The 22007-nt window shown below is 41.6% G+C and carries 7 protein-coding genes; 2 read left to right on the top strand and 5 right to left on the bottom strand.

The genetic code is table 11. From position 1 onward, the window contains the following. Positions 1 to 193: 193 nt before the first annotated feature. From HWQ37_RS17205 to HWQ37_RS17185, 5 genes are all read right to left on the bottom strand, one after another. Positions 194 to 598 (bottom strand): hypothetical protein, encoded by a 405-nt coding sequence (locus HWQ37_RS17205; protein WP_292748986.1) that lies wholly within the window; start codon positions 596 to 598, stop codon positions 194 to 196. Positions 599 to 726: 128 nt separating this feature from the next. Continuing rightward, positions 727 to 2823: a patatin-like phospholipase family protein gene (locus HWQ37_RS17200; protein ID WP_292748984.1), complete on the bottom strand. Its 2097-nt coding sequence runs from the start codon at positions 2821 to 2823 to the stop codon at positions 727 to 729. 131 nt (positions 2824 to 2954) lie between these two features. Then, the gene (locus HWQ37_RS17195; protein WP_292748982.1) at positions 2955 to 3932 is read right to left on the bottom strand and encodes an MvdD family ATP-grasp ribosomal peptide maturase; all 978 of its coding nucleotides are present in this window, start codon (positions 3930 to 3932) and stop codon (positions 2955 to 2957) included. A 52-nt stretch (positions 3933 to 3984) separates the two neighbouring features. Further along, a complete protein-coding gene (locus HWQ37_RS17190; protein ID WP_292748980.1) occupies positions 3985 to 4977 on the bottom strand; it encodes an MvdC family ATP-grasp ribosomal peptide maturase in 993 nt (330 codons plus the stop codon). Between the two features lie 378 nt (positions 4978 to 5355). After that, a complete protein-coding gene (locus tag HWQ37_RS17185) occupies positions 5356 to 5490 on the bottom strand; it encodes a microviridin/marinostatin family tricyclic proteinase inhibitor (protein WP_292748978.1) in 135 nt (44 codons plus the stop codon). A 722-nt stretch (positions 5491 to 6212) separates the two neighbouring features. Between HWQ37_RS17185 and HWQ37_RS17180 the strand changes: the two genes are divergently transcribed. Together HWQ37_RS17180 and HWQ37_RS17175 are read left to right on the top strand one after the other, a co-directional pair. After that, entirely contained in the window at positions 6213 to 12935 is a 6723-nt protein-coding gene (locus HWQ37_RS17180) for a type I polyketide synthase (RefSeq protein WP_292748976.1), read from the top strand. Beyond that, on the top strand, positions 12932 to 22007 hold a 9076-nt coding region (locus HWQ37_RS17175; protein WP_292748974.1), incomplete at its 3' end, for a non-ribosomal peptide synthetase. The genes HWQ37_RS17180 and HWQ37_RS17175, both read left to right, overlap by 4 nt.

The following is a 22007-nucleotide window of genomic DNA, read 5'->3' as shown; positions in this document are numbered from 1 at the left end:
GGTCATTTTTCCTTTTAGAGAATGTCTGAAAACTTTTATGGTGTTGTATTCGAGATTTGTAGATCCCCCTAAATTCCTCTTTAAAAAGAGGAATTCAGTTAAATTTCCCCCCTTTTTAAGTGGACTCAGCTACGCTATAAGCGTTAAGGCAGTCTAGCAACTGGCGTGGCTAGGGGGGAGCAAATCGAATGCACTAGATCAATGGTTCCTCATCAACAATTTCGACTGTTCTCGGAAAAGGGCCTTGGTCAGGCTCAGTAACGACAACTGGGCTAATATGATGTTTCAGTTTGAGTTTTAACTCATCTGAAATGGGCAATTCTTGAATTTCTTTGAGAAGAAATCTGACAGATTCAGTTTTGCTACGTTCTGTATAGACGAGCTTGAGAATGTTTTCAATTCCAAATCCCGCTATATATTCCCCTAGAACGGCTACCAGCCCAAGCAAGCCTAAACCTCCTAAGAGGCCTAAAGGCCCGCCCAGCGTTGAAAGCATAGCGACAACGGCAGCGACATTACCCCCTGATGCACCCGTTGCTATCACGAAAAGTATGCCAGGAAGCCCTAAACCAGAAATTTTTTTGACGAGTTCATCCATTGTACTTACCTACAATCCTTATAAAGTGAAAACATGACTAAGAGAGTCATTACTAATTTCTTTTGTGAAGAAATTAAAAATCTCACATCTTGCACCAACTAGTTGGTGCAAGATGTAAGAAATCTGATTTAGCCCAACAAAAGACTACACAGTTCATCGATTTCTTGACTTTTGTTAGATATTAGTCGATGGGCTATAGCTTGTAGCTGACGAGTATTTTGGAGTTTAGTATTATCTATTTCTTCTAGTTCACTATCTAACAATGTTTGAAAGCGATAATAAAAACTTTGAGCTTCTTTTTCACTAGGTTCAAACAATTGTTCTAATTCTCCAGCTACCACTTCACTACTACCGTCAAACATAATATTTAAAAGCGGTCTTCCCCATTGCAAGAGTCCCCAATTTTTGACTTCTTTATAAGGGTAGACACTCGTGAGCGAACCTGTACCTAAAGAAACTACTAAAATATCTTCTGTATTGAGGACTTTTTGTGCTTTTCTTTTACTACTAATTTGTGCTTCTAAAATAGCTAAATGGGCTGGATTATTAGCAAATACTCCACCATCAATCAAAGTATAGGCGATGCCGCTATTGTGGGGGTTTACAATCCGATGAGGAGCAAAGTAAGTCGGAGTGGCACTAGTTGCCAATGCCGCATCTAGGAGCGAAAAACCCCCACATAGCTTCTGAAAATTCTTAGATTCTGTTTGCTGTTTTTCTAGTTTGTTTGTAAAAAATATCGGAACTCGCTGCTCGATATCGTAACTCGTTACAAAAACTTCTTTAAGATTATTTTCTAGAAGGGCGTTACCAAAATATTGCCTGAAAATTTCTTCTTTGCTTTCGGAAGGATATTTTGGCTGGAGAAATATATCTTCTAATGGGCCAAGTAGTCTTTCAAACAACGGCTCATAAAATATTTCTACTCCATACTCAAGAAATAACTGTAGGAGATCCTCAGCAGTGTATTCAGCTACAGGCAAGTTATCAGATACATCAGAACTTAATCGGGGTTTAGTTAGTCCAAGTGCTAAAATTCCGCCGCTGGAAGTGCCAGTAATTAAATCAAACAAACTGAATATAGGCTTTTGTGTCCGCCTTTCAATTTCTGATAGGAGTAATGCCGGAATAATGCCTCGAATACCGCCTCCATCAATGGAAAGTATTTTATACTTGGGACGGGCTTTTGTATTCATAGTTTCTGGCGATTCCTCGTGAGTTAATATTTGTGCTTGTTGGATATTGACGGGATTTTCAATTTGGTCTGTTTTGGTTTCCTCGTCATCTGGACTGAGAGCGATCGCAGTTTGAATAATCTCGGATTCTTCGCTGTTTGTTTCTGTCTGTTGAATTTCCTTTGGTTGGTCTTCTTCGTCGCTTACTAACGATACTGTTGCTGCTAATAAATTTGTGGTTAGTGTTGAGATATTTTCTTCGGGAATAACTGCTGTCTCAATTTGGATCTCTTCTTGAATATCTTCTTGATTGGATAATTCTGCTGCAAATGGAACTGGATTTGATGATTGTGTTGCAAATGGAATTTCTGCTAAAGTCCAAATAGGATTACCACGAAAATTCCCTTGATAGGACTTTCCAGTTTGGTTTTTGACAGTTGTACCTTGCCCTTCGTCTAATTTCCAGTAAGCCACTAATCCTGATTCATCTCCGACTATTTGCCCACAACGATGAGTCTGGATTTCTGCTTGAGTACAGCGATAATTCCAAACACTAATATTTGCTAATTGTCCTTTGAAATAGACCTGTTTGTGTAACGTTGCTCCCAGAGTTATAGAACTTGTGGCTTTGTTTAAAGACGAACCTCTAAGAGAATCGTTGTATTCATGCTCGTCAAGGTATACGGTTAGTCGACCACTATTAAAAACAATAGCAAAAAAGTGCCATTGTCCTATAGTTAATTCTCCTTGCCCAAAGGTTTTGATACCCTTGCTAACACTTTCATCAATGTAGACATCTAGGCTTCCTGCTTCACTGATGCCGAATTCAAAATTATCGCTGAATCTCTCTGAAGAACGGGCAAAAAATACATTGCGCGTCCCGTAACTAGTGGCTTTATCTGTTAGTTCATGTGGATTTACCCATCCTGAAACCGTAAAAGCTGAACTCCCTTGAGCGAAAACGCCGCCAATATCGTTTCTGCCAAAATCTATATAATCATTTACCCCATCAAATGTTAAAACTGTTTGTGTATTTACTAGGTTGAGCACAAGTATTTAATCTCCAAATATCAATGATTTGTAATTTTAAATAAGTAATTTAATATTAATAAACTTAATAGTGAAAACTCACTAACACCTTTCAAAATAGAAGACAATAAAAATACACAAGGCTCAATCCTCTAATTTTTATTAGTCAGTAATACTTCTGCGATCGCCTGCGAAATGGGGTAGTGTGGTGGATATATCTCCAGCCAAAAAAATTCCCCGACTGGGTTAACTTCAAGGAATACATACCGACCATCGGGGGTGACAATAATATCAATTGCTCCATAGTTTAAGCCAAAATAAGCCATCAGTTTGAGCAGTTTTTTCTCAATATCTTCTGGCAAATCGTAAGGCTGCCAATTTTTAACTAAGGCTCTCCCTTCTTTGCGCCAGTCGTAAGTAGATCCTGACAAGCTTTGGGAATCTACTGCGGCAGTAAATACGCGGTGTCCGACAATCGTTGTCCGTAACTCCAGCGCCTTGGGCACATTCTCTTGAAAGGTCATTGGACAAAAACGCAGTCCTTCCATATTCTCCAGATCGTCATTTGTAACTGGAGTGGTAAACACAACATTTTCTCGCCCGCGATCGTCATAAATAGCAAAGGAAGAAAGCATCTTGGTAACTATACCTTGGCTACACTCTTGAGCAAATTGCTTGACTGCTTCTGGATTATTTGAAGTCAGAGTACGTGGAGTTACAAGACCAACTTCTCGTGCAACTTGCAATTGTAGTTGCTTATTATTAGCCCGATCCACATTGGACATTTTATCAAAATGGAATCCCTGAAGGCTGGCAATCATACCCCTGACTGTGGCGCGACACTCGTTAATTGATGCATCTCTGTATTGCTTGTCCATTGAGTCGGGAATTTTTTCTCCGTAGCGCATCCGCCGATACCAAACTGAGGAGACTTCACTCAAATCTAGCTTCTGTTCGCCATCAGTAATAATTACCCGTTCAGTAACGCCGCAGTAAATATCTAGCTTGACTTCGGTGGGATATCTGTCTGTGTCAAACCGAAATGCTTTTTCTCCTCTAGCCTCAATTTCTTTGATGACTAGAGGAATGCTTTCGTTGTCTTTGCTAAACGTGACTATTAATACAGTCATAATTGAGTTGCGCCTAAGATACCCTACAGTAATTGACTTTCTTAATTACGAATTACGAATTACGAGTTGGTACAAGAACATCTGCGATCGCACTTGCAATCGGTAAGTCTAGATCCTTTTCCAGCATTCCCCACTCCCCCACAGGGTTGATTTCCAAAAAGACGTATTCGCCTGATGGTGTGACGATGAAATCTAACGCTCCAAACAACAGCCCACATTTCCCCATAAAGGCTTTAAGACAACGAATTATTTCATCAGGAAGCTGGTGATGTTGCCATGCGCCAACCTCAACACCAGGTTTACGCCAATCAACTTTGGCTGCTGCATACACATCTGCATTTAGCGCCCCCACAAATACATTACCATTCACATACACCACCCGTAATTCCTGTTGCTTTGGAATTTGCTCTTGAAAAACCATTGGGCAATAGCGTAGTGACTCGGCATCTTGTAAGTCTTCTTCCTTGACGATGCTGGTGTAAAGAAAAAACGAGGAGTTAGCTTCCATACTCCGGGAAAGAGCAGTTAAAAGCTTGCTCACCATTTTGCCGTTGACTTGCTGAAAAAACTCTCGTGCTGCTTGGGCTTTGTTGGTGACAAGAGTCTGGGGAATAACAAAACCTACTTCAGACGCAATCCGTAGTTGACGCAGCTTGTTACTTGCATAATCTATCCGCTCTAAATTATCTACCCACGTAGCTCCTTTGAGGCTGTCCCAAAAACCATCTAAAGTTGCAAGTGATTCTCTAATACAAGCTTCTCGAAACTTTGGCGCTAATTCTTGACTCAGTTGTGGTTCCCAAATCCGGCGCATCCATACAGCTTGCACCTGCTCTGTGCTGATAGAGTGGTTGTTACATTCTATAGTGTGGTAGCTTTTAGACTTATCAAAATGTGCTGTTAATTGCACTTCTAGAGGAAACTTATCAGTATCTAGACGAAATGGTTGCACCCCTTTTTTTGATAAGGCTTCTGCCACTCTATCTATTGTGAAGAAATCACCACTGTGGCTGATTAATAAAACCACATCACGAGACAGGTGCATAAAATATACTTTTTTGAAAATTTTAGGAGGTAGCTATTAAGCAATAGCAAACAAATCGCTTTTTATAACCCAAAAACTTTAAGTAATTTAGGTATCTATAAAAAGCAATTACCTCCATGTTATGGACAAGGCAATACGAAAGCGTCCGCCGTAGGCGATCGCTCTGCGCCATCGCCTCTCTAAGAGTAGCTTTCAGTTATTTGATAACTGCTACTCTATTAAATTATGATTTAGCCAATTACAAGGTATCTTTCCGATAAGAAAGGTATAGCAGGAGGCAGGAGGTAAAACTATTGCTATTCCTAGCATTCACGCTTGTCATTATGTCCTAACCTATGTGGCTACGGCTATACTTTCAGATGTAAAAGAGTAAATAAATTATTTATCTTCCAAATCTGAAGGAAACTTATAAGTCCAAGGAACCTCTGTTCCTTCAGTAGCTTGCTCTTCCAAGAAACGCGCAAAAAATGGTACCGCTACAACATCCACTGTTTTGACTGTGTTTGTAGGCATAAAGTTTTCCTTAAAAAAATTAACTTGTTTTCCAACTTAAATGTATATCATTAATTAAATATTTTTTCAAGGTCAGTTAAGACAGTTAAGACAGTTAAGAAGTAATGATTCTAAGGAATTTAAGAAACTTAAAAAATTTAGGAAAGTTAAGTGGCAGTTAAGAAAGAATATCTGTCTTAAGTTTCTTAAGTTTCTTAAGTTTCTTAAGTTAATTGTTTTAAATACTGTTGCATTTTCTCTAAAAAAATGAGATTATGCTTAAATTGAAATTATAAGTATGTTAATTTAAAGAAAACAAGTTTGTTTGAACAATAAATTAGTCTTTATCAAAAAAGAGTAAAATCATCAGTCATATCAGGAGTTAGTTATACTGCGATCGCAGCCACCCTTACAGCATTGGCAACTCCGTTTGGCATCGTAGGAGGTATAGAGATGTTGGTCTAATAACGGTTGTAGGAGATACTCTAATGGGATATGTGTGTGATTAAAGCCATTATCAAGGCTATTTATGCAAAATCTAAAAAGACTGAATCTGTAATATTTCTTCTCAAATAAATTAAAGATTTACTTATTATAGAAGAGCTAAAACCTTGTTATATAAGTCAACTCATTTTCATCAAGGGTACAGCAAGGTAATATTGATTTAAAAAAATAGAATATTTAGGAAAATGTAGAAGCTAATACAGTTAAAGAGTTAGAGTTAGTTTTTAGTGAGTTTAATTATGAATGATGAAGCAGAAAATATTAATATTCAGTCAGAGGCGATCGCCATTATTGGTATAGGGTGTAGATTTCCAGGAGCGAATAATTATAATGAGTTTTGGGAAAATTTAGAGAAAGGAGTTAATAGTGTAACGGAGATACCTCAAGAGCGATGGAATATTGATAGTTTTTATTCTTCAAATATGGAACTTCCCAATAGAAGTAATAGTAAATGGGGAGGATTTATCGAAGATGTAGATAAATTTGACGCAAAATTTTTTCAGATATCAGAGCGAGAAGCGCGGCGGACAGATCCTCAACAAAGGATCATGCTAGAACTGAGTTGGTCATGCTTAGAAGATGCTGGATATTCACCATTAGAATTATCAGGAAATAACGTTGGTGTTTTTATTGGTGTTTGTAATTTTGATTATAAAGAATTACAAGATAAGGGTGAATTTATTGAAGGATATAATTCTACAGGTACATATACTTCTATTATTCCAAATCGGATTTCCTACTTTTTCAACTTTCATGGGCCGAGTATTCCTATAGATACTGCTTGTTCTAGCTCACTTGTAGCCATACACCAAGCAGTGAATGCACTCAATCAAAATGAATGTGAGATGGCATTAGTTGGTGGTGTCAGCGTATTGTGTACACCGACTAGTTATATCTCTTTTAGTAAGTTGGGTATGTTATCACCTGAAGGTAAATGCAAAACCTTTGATGCTCAAGCAGACGGTTATGTGCGAGGTGAAGGGGCAGGTGTCATTTTATTAAAACCTTTGAAAAAAGCAATTGAGGATAAAAATTATATTTATGGAATAGTTAAAGGGAGCGCCATAAATCATGGTGGTCATGCTCGTACTTTAACCTCTCCCAATGCTTATTCTCAATCACAAGTTGTAAGGTCTGCGTGTATAAAGGCAAATATTACACCTGATACAGTATCTTATATAGAAGCTCATGGAACAGCTACGCCGTTAGGCGATCCAATTGAAATTAATGCTTTAAAACGAGCATATACACAACTATATCAGCACTATGGTATTGAACTAACCGCAGAAAGCTATTGTGGATTAGGTTCAGTAAAAACAAATATTGGACATTTAGAATCAGCAGCAGGTATTGCTGGGATCATAAAAGTATTATTGGCAATGAAATATAAAAAATTGCCGAGATTGAACAACTTTCAGCAATTAAATCCTCGCATCAAGTTAGATGGTAGCCCCTTTTATATAGTTAAAGAAACAAAAGATTGGCAACATTTAAAGACAAAAGAAGGAAAAATTATTCCTAGACGAGCAGGCGTAAGTTCCTTTGGTTTTGGGGGTGTTAATGCCCATGTAATCCTAGAAGAGTCGTCAGTGCCAGAAGAAATAGTGGTGACGAAAATTAAGCGTCCAAGCCACTTGATGACACTTTCGGCAAAAACTGATAAGGCTCTAGAGGAACTGGCAAGAAAATATCAAACCTATTTAATATCTGATTTGAAGATATCGTTAGCAGATATTTGTTACACCGCCAACACTGGGCGATCGCATTTTGACTACCGCCTTGCTATTGTGGCCGACTCTAGAGAGCAGTTGGTCGATCGACTCACTGCTTTCGTATTTGGGAAAGACACCGCCGGCTTAATTAGCGATAAACCTGACAAAAAGCCAGCAAAGATAGCCTTTTTATTCACTGGTCAAGGCTCCCAGTACATCAATATGGGTCGCCAACTCTACGATAGCCAACCCATTTTCCGCCAAACTATCGAGCAGTGCGATGAAATTCTCCGCCCTTATCTGAAGCATTCTTTGTTAGAAGTACTTTATCCTACCCAGGCTCTTGAGCAATCATCTTTGTTGGATCAAACCGCCTATACCCAACCAGCATTGTTTGCTGTTGAATATGCCCTGTATCAACTGTGGAAATCTTGGGGCATTGAACCAAATGTGGTGATGGGTCATAGTGTGGGCGAATATGTTGCTGCTTGTGTGGCTGGCGTTTTTAGCCTAGAAGATGGACTTAAACTCATTGTCTATCGGGGACAGTTAATGCAGCAACTGCCTTCTGGAGGCGAGATGGTTTCACTGATGGCTTCAGAGTCAAGAGTGCGGGAAGTTATAGCACCATTTCATGACACAGTGGCATTAGCAGCCATCAACGGGCCCGAAAGTGTAGTGATTTCTGGAGCCAGTGAAGACATTGCTGCTATTTGTCAGCAACTGTCAACAGAGGGGGTGAAAACAAAGCGGTTACAAGTATCCCATGCTTTCCATTCTCCAATCATGACACCCATGTTGAAGGAGTTTGAGCAAGTAGCTAGTCAAATAACCTACAATCAACCCCAGATACCATTAGTCTCTAATATCACCGGACAACTTGCTGACGAGAATATCACCAATGCACAATACTGGGTGAATCACGTCCGGCAAACAGTGCGGTTTGCCGATAGTATGCAGACATTGCATCAACTTGGGCATGAAGTCTTTTTAGAGATTGGGCCTAAGCCAATTTTGTTGGGTATGGGTCGTGAGTGCTTGCCTGAAAGTGTGGGTTTGTGGTTGCCTTCTCTGCGTCCGGGAGTACCAGAATGGCAACAGTTGCTTTCTAGTTTGGGTGAGTTATATGTAGGTGGAATGGCAGTAGATTGGTTAAGGTTTGACTGCGACTATTTCCGCAAGAAAGTTACATTACCCACTTATCCGTTTCAACGACAGCGCTATTGGATTGAGAGTACGCCCCCTAAACCTCAACGGCAACAAAACTCGACAAAACTGCACCCATTATTAGACAAAAAGCTTCAGTTGCCCTTAAGCAAAGAAATATTGTTTGAGTCTGAATTCAGTAGCCAAACCCTACCGTTCTTAGTAGATCATCAAGTTTATAACCAAATTGTTGTGCCTGGAGCCTGTTATCTCTCCTTGCTATTGGGTGCAGCAGGATTGACTTTCGCTAGTGAATCATGTCTGTTAGAAAATATAGTTTTTCCTCAAGCATTGGTTATCCCCGAAGATAAAGCACGCACAGTACAGCTGGTACTGTCTTTTGAGGAAAGTAGCGCATCTTTCAAACTCATCAGCTTTGATACAGTTCCCAATGGTAGTACTCAGGTAAATCAGTGGCTAGTCCATGCCACAGGGAAAATTTCACAAGGCGTTAACATTGCACTAGAAACTGTCTTTCTCCAACAGATACAGACGCGCTGTACTCAACAAATAGCTGCTGGGGAAATTTCCCAAAGTTGGCAAAAGCGGCAGATTCAATTTGGTGCAAGCTTTCAGTGGCTTGATTGTGTCTGGTGTGGAGAAGGAGAAGCCCTAGCCAAGCTTAAATGGCTTGATCTAGTAGATGATTTAGAGAAGTATCAATTATATCCAGGTCTTCTAGATTCCTGCTTGCAACTGACCAGCTTTTTCTTCCCTAGCGAAGACACTTTTGTACCCTTCGCAATTGAGAGTTTCCAATTTTACCAACGTCCCCAAAGTCAGCAGTTATGGTGTCATGCAGTACGATGTCTCCGACGGGCTACGCCTACGCAGTCTGAAAACTCCGATTCAGACAGTCTTGTAGTAAATATCAGGCTATTTGACGCTAACGGGCAGTTGATTGCAGACATCAAAGGTTTTGAGGCTAAAAAAGCAACTCCTAATACTTTGTTGCAAAATCTCCAGCTAGACTTCAAAGAAAATTTTGTAGAGAATTGGCTGTATGAAGTAGAGTGGCAACCTCAAGTGCGCTTTAGCAATGAGCAACTGTCTCCAAATTACCTGCCAGCACTTGCAGAAATTAGTCCTAAACTTCAGACACAATATTCTCAATTAATGGCTGAACCACAGCTAAAAGTTTATGAGGCAGCAGTCAGCCAGTTAGAAGCACTCAGTATTAACTATGTGCTGCAAGCCCTGACAGTAATGGGGTGGAAACTGCAACTAGGGCAACGCTTCACTACAACGGCGATCGCTAACCAGTTAAGAGTAGTCAGCCAACATCAACGGTTATTCAAGCGACTACTAGAGATGTTAGCAGAAGTAGGGGTATTAGAAGCAAAAGCTTTGCAATGGCAAGTTATCCGCGAACCAGAAGACAGCGAGCCGCAAGCTGAATTAAATGCCCTACTAACTCAATATCCAATAGCAAATGCTGAATTAACTCTTCTAGGACGTTGCGGCCCATCATTAGCCCAAGTACTAAGGGGCAAATGCGATCCATTGCAATTACTTTTCCCCGAAAACGACTCAACTACAGCCCAGTTATATGAGAATTCGCCACTGACAAAAGTGACGAATATCTTAGCTCAACAAGCCATAATTTCACTTGTCGAGCATTTACCAACTGGACGGGGATTAAGAATATTGGAAATTGGCGCGGGAACTGGTGGAACAACCTCTTACCTGCTACCACATTTGTCCTGTGAGCAAACCGAATACCACTTCAGCGATATTGGGATCTCTTTTACTCAAAAAGCCCAAGAGAAATTCGAGGATTTCCCATTTGTAAAATATCAACTATTAGACATTGAAAAAGACCCCTTTAGCCAAGGATTTGAAAAGCAGCAATATGATGTAATTGTGGCTGCCAATGTCTTGCACGCTACCCAACATTTACAACAAACCCTCAAACACACCAAGCAATTATTAGCACCACAAGGCATATTAATTTTATTGGAAACAACTCAGCGTCAGCGTTGGCTGGACTTAATCTTTGGGTTAACTCCAGGATGGTGGCGATTTAGCGATTTACACTTGCGCCCAGACTATCCTTTGATTAGTGCTGACCAATGGCAAGAAGTATTGCAAGAAACTGGGTTTACAAGCACAGTCAATATATCATCTACTCAAAGCGTTTTATCTCCAGCAATGGTAATGTTGGCACAAGTACCACCATCAGCAAATGAGTCGGTACAAGTTGAGCAAAAACATTGGCTGTTATTCGCAGATCGGCAAGGTATAGCGCAACAGTTAGCTGACAAGCTAGAGACTCACTCACAACTTTGTACCTTGGTATTTGTTGGTGAGGAATATGAACAATTAGACCAGCAACAATTCAAAATTAACCCAAGCAACCCAGAACATTATCAAAAGCTATTGCAGGTAATCAATAGCAAACCCTTGAATTTGTATGGTGTCGTTCATTGCTGGAGTTTAGATACAGTTAAAGCAGCAGAACTCACCGCAACCGATTTAACTGCGGCATCTTTACTAGGATGTGGTAGCACCTTGCATTTAGTCCAGGCATTGACAGGGACTAATTTATCTGCTTATCCTCGCCTCTGGTTAGTAACTCAGGGAGCAGTGGCGATCGCCTACGCTGGGCAAAACGCGATCGCTAACCTAGAAGGAGTAGCGCAATCAAGCTTGTGGGGAATGGCAAGGGCGATCGCTAGCGAACATCCAGAACTCAACTGTGTACGCGTAGATTTAGCTCCAAAGGCAGATGCAAGAGTTGTGCAAGCCTTATTTGAGGAAATTTGGTTCCCGACTACAGAAGACCAGGTTGCCTTTACAGACCAACTGCGTTATGTCGCTAGGTTAGCTCGTTATCAGAAGCCTAAAGATTATCTAGAAACAGCAGCACCCAAACCTCTAAGGTTCCGTGAAGATAGTACCTACCTGATAACTGGCGGTATGGGTGGTTTGGGTTTATTAGTAGCTCGTTGGATGGTGCAACGGGGAGCAAGGCATTTGGTGTTAGTTGGGCGTAGTAGTGCAAGTGTTTCTGTTCATGAGCAACTTCAAGAATTAAAACAAGCTGGCGCTCAAGTAAATGTTGTTCAGGCCGATGTGTCTGATGTCGAACAAATCACAAAAGTACTCTCAGAAATTGAGCAAATACCGCCACTGCGCGGAATTATTCATTCTGTTGGTGTTTTGGATGATGGCGTTCTACAACAACAAAACTGGCAACGCTTTGCAAAAGTTTTGGCTCCAAAAGTACAAGGAGCTTGGAATCTGCATATTTTAACTCAGAACCAGCCTTTAGACTTTTTTGTGATGTTTTCTTCTATAGCTTCTTTACTTGGTAATGCAGGTCAATCCAACCATGCGGCAGCCAATGCTTTTCTTGATGCTTTAGCCCATCATCGCCAGGCTCAAGGACTAGCAGGTTTGAGCATTAACTGGGGAGCTTGGTCGCAAGTAGGAGCCTTCGCAGAGCGTCAACTTGATGAGCAAACAAAAACACGGGGTATTGGAACGTTTGCCCCAGAACAGGGATTAGTTGCTCTGGAGCAATTACTGTGTCAATCCTCTACTCAAGTTGCAGTTATGCCTATGAATTGGGTGCAGTTTTTAGAAAAATCCAATTCAGTTTCGCCGTTGTTCGCTAACTTTTTACAAACTTCAGTAAAAACTGTGGTTATGCAATCTGAGATGGTTGAACAAATAAAGACAACAAATATTACCAAGCGCCGAAAACTTTTGCAGGATCATATTTTTTCAGTAGTGGCTAAAGTCCTCGGTTGGCATCTATCAGAATCCATTGATCTACAGAAAAACTTTTTCGAGTTAGGGATGGATTCGCTAACTTCTTTAGATTTGAAAAATCACCTGCAAAAGAGTTTAAAATGCTCTTTGCCGCTAAATTTAGTTTTTAAGTATCCTACTGTAGATTTGCTAACTGATTATCTATTAGAAGAACTTGGCTTAAATTCTGATAAGGAATCAGACAAAGAAGTTCAAGAGGAAAGTAATGAGCCATTTCAACTAATAAATATCACAAGTAGTAATAATAGAATTAAAATAGAATTATGAATTTATTAGAATTTTTACAAGATATTTCTTTTAAAGGAATTGAGCTAGGGCATGATGGAGAAAAATTGCTAATAGATGGTTCTGAAAGTCTATTAACTCCTGATGTCATTGCTCAACTCAAACAGCACAAAACTGAAATTTTACGGTTACTACGCGATCGCCCAGATATTTTAAATATTTATCCTCTTTCCTACGGTCAGCAATCCCTGTGGTTTCTGTGGCAATTAGCACCTAAAAGCGCAGCCTATAATGTAGCTTTTACCTGTCGTATCTGTTCACCTATAAATGTTACAACTTTACAAAAAAGCTTCCACATTATTCTTGACCGTCATCCGCAATTACGTAGCAAGTTTTTTAAGCAAGATAATAATGTTGTTCAACAGATCCATCAAACTCAGTTTACAGATTTTCAGCAGATAAATGCCTCTAATTGGAGAGAGCAGGAGCTTGAGCAAAGAGTTTTTCAAGAATACCAACAACCCTTTAACATCGAAAACGATTCGATAATGCGGGTGCGTCTGTTCAGTTGCTCACAGCAGGAACATATCTTGTTAGTGACGATACACCATATTGCTGTTGATGCTTGGTCTGTACTATTACTAATAGAAGAGTTAATAACCGTCTATCTTGCACTAGAGTTAGGTGTTCAGTCATCTCTAACTCCTCTAAAGCACTCCTATATAGATTACGTTCGTTGGCAAAGAGAATTATTAACCAGTACTCAAGGAGAAAAACTGTGGAACTACTGGCAGCAAAAACTCGCAGGAGAGTTGCCTGTACTCAACTTGCCAACAGATAGACCAAGACCAGCCATACAAACCTACAACGGCGCTTCTCATAATTTCAAAATATCCCAAAAGCTCACAGAACAACTGAAAAAGCTAGCTCAAACAGAAGGCGTGACCCAATACATAGTTCTGCTAGCTGCATTTCAGGTTCTCTTGTATCGTTACACAGGGCAAGAGGATATTCTGGTTGGCGCGCCCACATCAGGTAGAACTCAACCGGAATTCATACCACTAATTGGCTATTTTGTCGATCCAGTGGTTATGCGAGCGAATCTTTCAGGAAATCCCAGTTTTCAAGAGTTTCTGACTCAAGTTTGCCAAACAGTATCAGAAGCATTAGCGCATCAGGATTTTCCCTTTGCTCTACTGGTAGAAAGATTGCAGCCACAGCGCGATCCGAGCCGTTCTCCTATCTTTGGGGCTGTATTCAACTTCCTTTTCCAGAACTTGGGACAGTTTGAGCATACGCAACAACTGTGGTTAGGAGGTGAAGTAGATAAAGCAGGAATTAAACTCAAACCTTTTGAAATACCTCAGATGGAGGGTCAGTTCGATCTAAATCTGACGATCGCAGAAGCAAGTTCTTCTTTAGCTGGGATTTTCAAGTACAACACTGACCTTTTTGATGTCAGCACTATCGAGCGGATGCTGGGGCATTTTGTAACCTTGCTGTCAGGAATTGTGGCTAATCCACAACAAAAGATTTCGCAATTGCCAATGCTTACAGTAGTTGAGCAACACCAGTTATTGGTTGAGTGGAACAACACACAACTGGAGTATCGCCAGGATAAATGTATCCATCAATTGTTTGAAGAACAGGTTGAGCGAACCCCAGATGCTGTAGCAGTTGTATTTGAAAATCAACAACTGACTTATCACCAGTTGAACTGTCGCGCTAACCAGTTGGCGCATTACTTGCAGTCTTTGGACGTGGGAGCAGATGTGCTGGTTGGGTTGTGTGTGGAGCGATCGCTAGAAACAATCGTGGGAATATTAGGTATTCTCAAGGCGGGCGGTGCTTATGTGCCACTTGACCCAGAGTATCCGACTGAGCGTTTAAGCTTCATGTTAGAAGATGCTCAAGTTTCGGTGCTGCTGACCCAACAGCAATTAGTAGAGTCTGTTCCTAAACACCAGGCGCGTGTCGTCTGCTTGGACAGCGACTGGGAAAAAATTGCTCAAAAAACCGAATTAAATCCGAAAAACACAGCGACACCAAGTAATCTAGCTTATGTCATCTACACTTCGGGTTCCACAGGTAAGCCCAAGGGCGTTTTAGTAAATCACTCAAATGTAGTTCGTCTATTTGAAGCCACAGCAGCATCTTTTAGCTTCAATCAAGATGATGTCTGGACACTGTTCCACTCTTATGCATTCGACTTTTCCGTGTGGGAAATTTGGGGAGCTTTATTGTATGGTGGACGACTGGTAGTAGTGCCTTATTTAGTGACGCGATCGCCTGAATCCTTCCTCGAATTATTGTGTCAAGAGAAAGTCACAATTCTCAATCAAACACCTTCAGCTTTCCGCCAATTGATTCAAGCCGAACAGTCAATAGCGACTACTAGCGATTTGAACTTACGCTTGGTAATTTTCGGTGGAGAAGCCTTAGAACTCAAGAGTTTACAGCCTTGGTTTGAACGCCACGGCGACCAATTGCCACAGTTAGTGAATATGTACGGGATTACAGAAACTACTGTACACGTAACTTATCGTCCATTGAGCAAAGCCGATTTGAATGGCACGGCAAGTGTAATTGGTCGTCCGATTCGGGACTTACAGGTGTATGTGCTAGATGAACATCACAAACCATTACCAATTGGGGTTCCTGGCGAGATGTATATTGGTGGTGCTGGGGTAGCGCGTGGCTATCTCAATCGCCCTGAAATCACAGCACAGAGGTTTATTTCTAACCCTTTTAACGACAACTCAAAAGCACGACTATACAAAACAGGAGACTTAGCTCGTTACTTGCCCAATGGTGAGTTAGAGTATTTGGGGCGCATCGATCAACAAGTAAAAATTCGCGGTTTCCGCATTGAGTTAGGAGAAATTGAGGCATTACTAGCGCAACATCCAACTGTGTGGGAAAGCGTGGTGGTGATACGAGAGGATGAACTTGACGACAAACGTTTAGTAGCTTACGTAGTGCCGAAGGTAAAACAATCTTCTACAGCCGCAGAACTACGTCAGTTCCTCGCCAACCAACTCCCCGGCTATATGGTGCCATCAGCCTTTGTACTGCTGGAGTCCTTACCCCTGACATCTAACGGCAAAGTAGACCGTCGCGCACTGCCAAAACCGGAGTTAGACAGCACACTGCTAGAAAAATTTGTCGCCCCGCGCACCCCAATTGAAGAAATGCTGGCACAAATTTGGGCGCAAGTCCTGAAAGTAGAGCAAGTAGGCATTTACGATAACTTTTTTGAACTTGGGGGACATTCGCTACTAGCAACCCAACTCCTTTCGCGCATTCGCACCAGCTTGAAAGTAGAACTACCGTTACGTAGTCTGTTTACCGCAGCAACACTAGCTGAATTGGCGCATCTTGTTGGGCAGTTGCAGCAACAAAGCTTAGAAAAAACCTCCCTACCCATCTTACCAAGAGCAAGAGATACAGAATTACCACTGTCTTATGGTCAACAGCGTTTGTGGTTTTTAGACCAGTTCGAGCCGAACAGCGCCATCTACAACATACCTACAGCTTTGCATCTTCAAGGAACTCTCAAGGTTGCAGCCTTAGAACAAAGCTTACGAGAAATTATTCATCGCCATGAAGCGTTACGCACCAACTTCATCACAGTTGATGGAAAACCCTCTCAAATCATTCAAACGCAAACAAATTGGACGTTCTCAGTTGTTGAGTATCAGCATTTATCCACAACTGAACAAAAAATTGCCATACAGCAATTAGCGCAAAAACAACTTATTCAACCCTTTGACCTAGCAACTGAAGCATTAATTAGGGCGACATTAGTAGTGCTTAATAAGACAGAACACGTCTTGTTAGTGTGTATGCATCACATTGTCTCTGATGGCTGGTCAATGGGTGTATTTGTTCAGGAGTTAGCAGCACTGTACAATGCTTATTCTCAAGGTCAAACCTTACCCTTACCACCATTGCCGATTCAGTATGCAGATTTTGCAATTTGGCAAAGACAGTGGTTGCAAGGGGATGTACTACAAAGGCAATTGAGTTACTGGCAACAACAACTAGCAAACGCACCCGCCTTATTAGTGCTTCCCACAGACCGACCCAGACCTGCTGTGCAGAGTTTTGCCGGGGCATATCAACAGTTTGCACTTTCCAAGCAGCTAACTCGTGGGTTAATACAGTTAAGTCAAGAGCAAGGAGTTACCTTGTTCATGACGCTGTTGGCAGCTTATGATACTCTACTTTACCGCTACACAGGTGTGGCAGATATTTTGGTGGGGACACCGATCGCAAATCGCGATCGCAGTGAAATAGAAGGGTTAATTGGCTTTTTTGTCAATACCTTAGTGATGCGTACCAACTTATCAGGCAATCCTAGTTTCTGTGAGTTACTGGGTCGTGTTCGGGAAATGGCGATGGATGCATACTCTCATCAGGATTTGCCTTTTGAAATGTTAGTAGAAGCATTACAGCCAGAACGGGATCTTAGCCATACACCACTATTTCAGGTGGCGCTTGTCCTCCAAAATGCTCCCATGTCTCAATTGGAGTTGACTGGGTTAACCGCTAGTCCACTGGTAGTAGAAGGTACAACTTCCAGGTTTGATTTGACTTTATCAATGGAGAATACTGCTACTGGACTGGTAGGGCTTTGGGAATATAACACTGATTTGTTTGATTCCAGTACCATTGAGCGAATGACTGGTCATTTTATGACGTTGCTTGAAGGTATTATTGCTAATCCAGAGGAACGGATTTCTCAATTGCCTCTGTTGACACAACCTGAGCAACAGCAGTTGTTAGTTGAATGGAACTCGACTCAGGCTGATTATCCACAAGATTTGTGTATCCATCAGTTATTTGAGGAGCAAGTTCAGCTTACCCCCGATGCGATCGCAGTTGTGTTTGAAAATCAACAACTGACTTACCACCAATTGAATGCCAAAGCTAATCAGTTAGCTCATTACTTGCGCTCATTGGGCGTACAAGCAGATGTACTAGTGGGCATTTATGTGGAACGCTCATTGGAAATGATTGTCGGACTGTTGGGGATTCTGAAAGCGGGTGGGGCTTATGTACCACTTGACCCAGACTATCCCCAAGAGCGTTTGAGCTTTATGCTTGAAGATGCTCAATTGAGAGTGCTGCTGACACAACAACAACTTATTGAAAGGCTGCCTGAGCATCAAGCGCAAATTGTATGTTTAGATACTGACTGGCAATCTATTTCTGTGTCAAGTCAGGATAATCCAATTACTGGTGTGCAAGATAGTAACTTGGCTTATGTGATTTACACTTCCGGTTCGACTGGAAAACCCAAAGGAGCAATGAACACTCACTTGGGGATTTACAATCGCCTACTGTGGATGCAACAAGCTTATCAATTAACACCAGTAGATTGCATTTTACAGAAAACTCCTTTTAGCTTCGACGTTTCAGTTTGGGAGTTCTTCTGGCCATTAATAACTGGAGCGCGTTTAGTTTTGGCTAAACCAGGTGGACATAAAGATAGTGCTTACTTGGCCAACCTAATTCAGCAACAGCAGGTGACTACACTGCATTTTGTACCTTCTATGCTTCGGGCTTTCGTAGAGGAAGAAAGTGTAAAAAATTGTGGTAGCTTAAAACGAGTTATCTGTAGCGGCGAATCTCTGCCAAAAGAACTCCAGGAACGCTTTTTCGCTCGGTTAGACTGTGAATTGCACAATCTCTACGGGCCAACAGAAGCGGCAATTGATGTCACTTATTGGCAATGCTTTCCAGATGGAAATCTTAGGATAGTGCCTATTGGTCGTGCGATCGCCAATACACAAATTTATATTTTAGACTCTCACTTACAACCAGTGCCGATTGGTATACCAGGAGAATTGCACATCGGTGGTGTGGGGTTGGCACGAGGCTATCTCAATCGCCCCGGTTTAACCAACGAGAAATTTATCCCTAACCCATTTAGCGACGATCTGCATTCACGGCTTTACAAAACTGGCGATCTTGCCCGCTACTTAAGTGACGGTAATATTGAGTATCTGGGGCGTATCGATAATCAAGTTAAGCTGCGGGGCTTCCGCATTGAGTTGGGAGAAATTGAGGCCGTGCTAACACAACACCAGGCTGTAGGAGAAACTATAGTCATCGCCCGTGAAGACGATCCTGACAATAAGCGTCTGGTAGCTTATATTGTCCCCGACCAAGAGTATGCCTTCCCAGTTCTACAACTACTTCGTTTTAAAAACAAAGGTCTGCTGAATGAAGAGTTACTCTATGAGTTGCCAAATGGCATGGTGATTGCCCATTTGAATAAAAACGAAACAGAATTCGTCTACAAAGAACTTTGGGAGGAACAAGCTTATTTAAAACATGGTATTACCATCAATGAAGGGGATTGTATCTTTGATGTCGGTGCAAATATCGGTCTGTTCGCACTATTCGCAGGTCAAAGATGTAAAGATGTTTCTATTTACGCATTTGAGCCAATTCCACCTGTTTTTGATCTGTTACGCCTAAATACTGAGGGCTATGGCTTAAATGTAAAGTTATTTAATCTTGGTCTTTCCAGCGAGACAAAGAGTGACATTTTTACATATTATCCTCAAGTCTCCGTCATTTCCGGGCGCTTTGCAGATACCGATCAAGAGCGAGAGGTACTTAAATCATTTTTGTTCAAACAACAAAATATTGGAGAAAATGACACAGGAGTATCTAGTCAGGCAATTGATGAACTGCTAACAGAAAAATTGCAGAGTCAGCAATTCACTTGCCACTTAAGAACAATTTCTGAGGTGATGGATGAGCATGGCGTTGAGAAGATCGATTTACTAAAAATCGACGTGGAGAAAAGTGAGCGGGATGTGCTTTTTGGCATCCAACAAAAAGATTGGCAAAAGATTCAGCAGATAGTTGTAGAGGTTCATAACATTAACAGTAGGTTGGAGGAGATTGCAGACCTGCTAAAAGAACATGGATACGACCTAACTATAGAGCAGGATGCTGTATTAGAAAATACTGGGCTGTACAATATCTATGCCAGACGACCATCCATAAAGCAGTACCTCCCAGACGAGCCTGGTAGCAGATTAGTCAGCGATTCTGTAAAACCGACCTGGAGCAGTTCGAGTTTATTACTCAGTGAAGTTCGCTGCTTACTGCAAAAGAAGCTACCCGAATACATGGTGCCATCAGCCTTTGTACTGCTGGAGTCCTTACCCGTGACATCCAACGGCAAAGTAGACCGCCGCGCACTGCCAAAACCGGAGTTAGACAGAACACTGCTAGAAAAATTTGTCGCCCCACGCACGCCAATTGAAGAAATGCTGGCACAAATTTGGGCGCAAGTGCTGAAACTGGAGCAGGTAGGCATACATGATAACTTCTTTGAACTTGGGGGACACTCGCTGCTAGCAACCCAACTGCTCTCACGCATTCGCACCAGCTTGAAAGTAGAACTACCATTGCGTAGTCTGTTTGCTACCGCGACAGTTGCCGAATTAGCTCATCTTATTGATCAGTTGCAGCAACAAAAGATAGAAGTAATTTCTCTACCCATTTTACCAAGGGCAAGGGATGCAGAATTACCACTTTCTTATGCTCAACAGCGTTTGTGGTTTTTAGACCAGTTACAACCGAATAGCTCCTTCTACAACATACCCATAGCTTTACATCTAGTAGGAACTCTCAAGGTTGCAGCCTTAGAACAAAGCTTGCGAGAAATTATTGATCGCCACGAAGCGTTACGCACCAACTTCGTCATAGTTGATGGAAAACCTTCTCAAATCATTCAAATAGAAACGAATTGGACAGTCTCAGTTGTTGAATTGCAATATCTCTCACCAGCAGAACAAGAAATTGCAAGACAGCAATTAGCGCAAGAACAAGCGCTTCTTCCGTTTGACTTGGCAAATCAAGCATTATTCAGGGCAACATTAGTAGTGCTGTCCGAGACAGAACACTTCTTGTTGGTGTGTATGCATCACATTGTCTCTGATGGCTGGTCAATGGGTGTGTTTGTTAAAGAGCTAGCAGTGCTGTATAATGCCTACTCTCAAGGTCAGCCGTCACCTTTACCACCACTGCCAATTCAGTACGCAGATTTCGCCATCTGGCAGCGAAACTGGTTGCAAGGGGATGTACTGCAAACTCAACTCTCGTACTGGCAACAACAACTAGCAAACGCACCAGCTCTATTGTCGCTACCAACTGACCGACCTAGACCAGCTGTGCAAACCTTTAATGGCGCACATCAAGAGTTTACACTTTCAAAGGAGCTAACTGCTAGACTGGCACAACTGAGCCAGCAACAGGGAGTAACGCTATTCATGACGCTGTTGGCAGCCTTTGATACCCTACTTTACCGCTACACAGGACAAGAAGATATTTTGGTGGGGTCTCCTATTGCTAACCGCGATCGCAGCGAGATAGAAGGGTTAATTGGCTTTTTTGTCAATACCTTAGTGATGCGTACCAACTTGGCAGGTAATCCGAGCTTTAGCGAACTACTCACTCGCGTTCGAGAAATGGCAATGGATGCATACTCTCATCAGAATTTGCCTTTTGAAATGCTAGTGGAAGCATTGCAGCCAGAACGCGATCTGGGACATACACCACTATTTCAGGTGGTGTTTATGCTTCAGAATACAGATGTACAGCAAGTAGAGCTTACAGGGTTAACTGTTAGTTCATTGCCAATAGAAAGTGCAACTGCCAAGTTTGATTTGGGTTTATCGATGGAAAACACTACCCAAGGTTTGGTGGGTGTGTGGGAATACAACACTGACTTGTTTGATGGCAGCACAATTGAGCGAATGATGGGTCATTTTGTGACTTTGCTCTCTGCAATTGTGGCTAATCCACAGCAACGAATTTCTCAATTGCCTCTGTTGACACAAATTGAGCAACAGCAGTTACTCGTTGAATGGAACTCGACTCAAGCGGATTATCCCCAAGATTTGTGTATCCATCAGTTGTTTGAGGAGCAAGTTCGGCGTACCCCCAATGCTGTGGCTATAGTGTTTGATAATGAACAACTGACTTACCACCAGTTGAATGCCAAAGCTAATCAGTTGGCACATTACTTGCAGTCTTTGGGTGTAAAACCAGATACGCTGGTGGGTATTTGTGTAGAGCGTTCATTAG

Source organism: Nostoc sp. NMS4, from assembly GCF_017115095.1.
Lineage (GTDB): Bacteria > Cyanobacteriota > Cyanobacteriia > Cyanobacteriales > Nostocaceae > Nostoc.
This window is presented reverse-complemented; position numbering and strand designations above follow the sequence as displayed.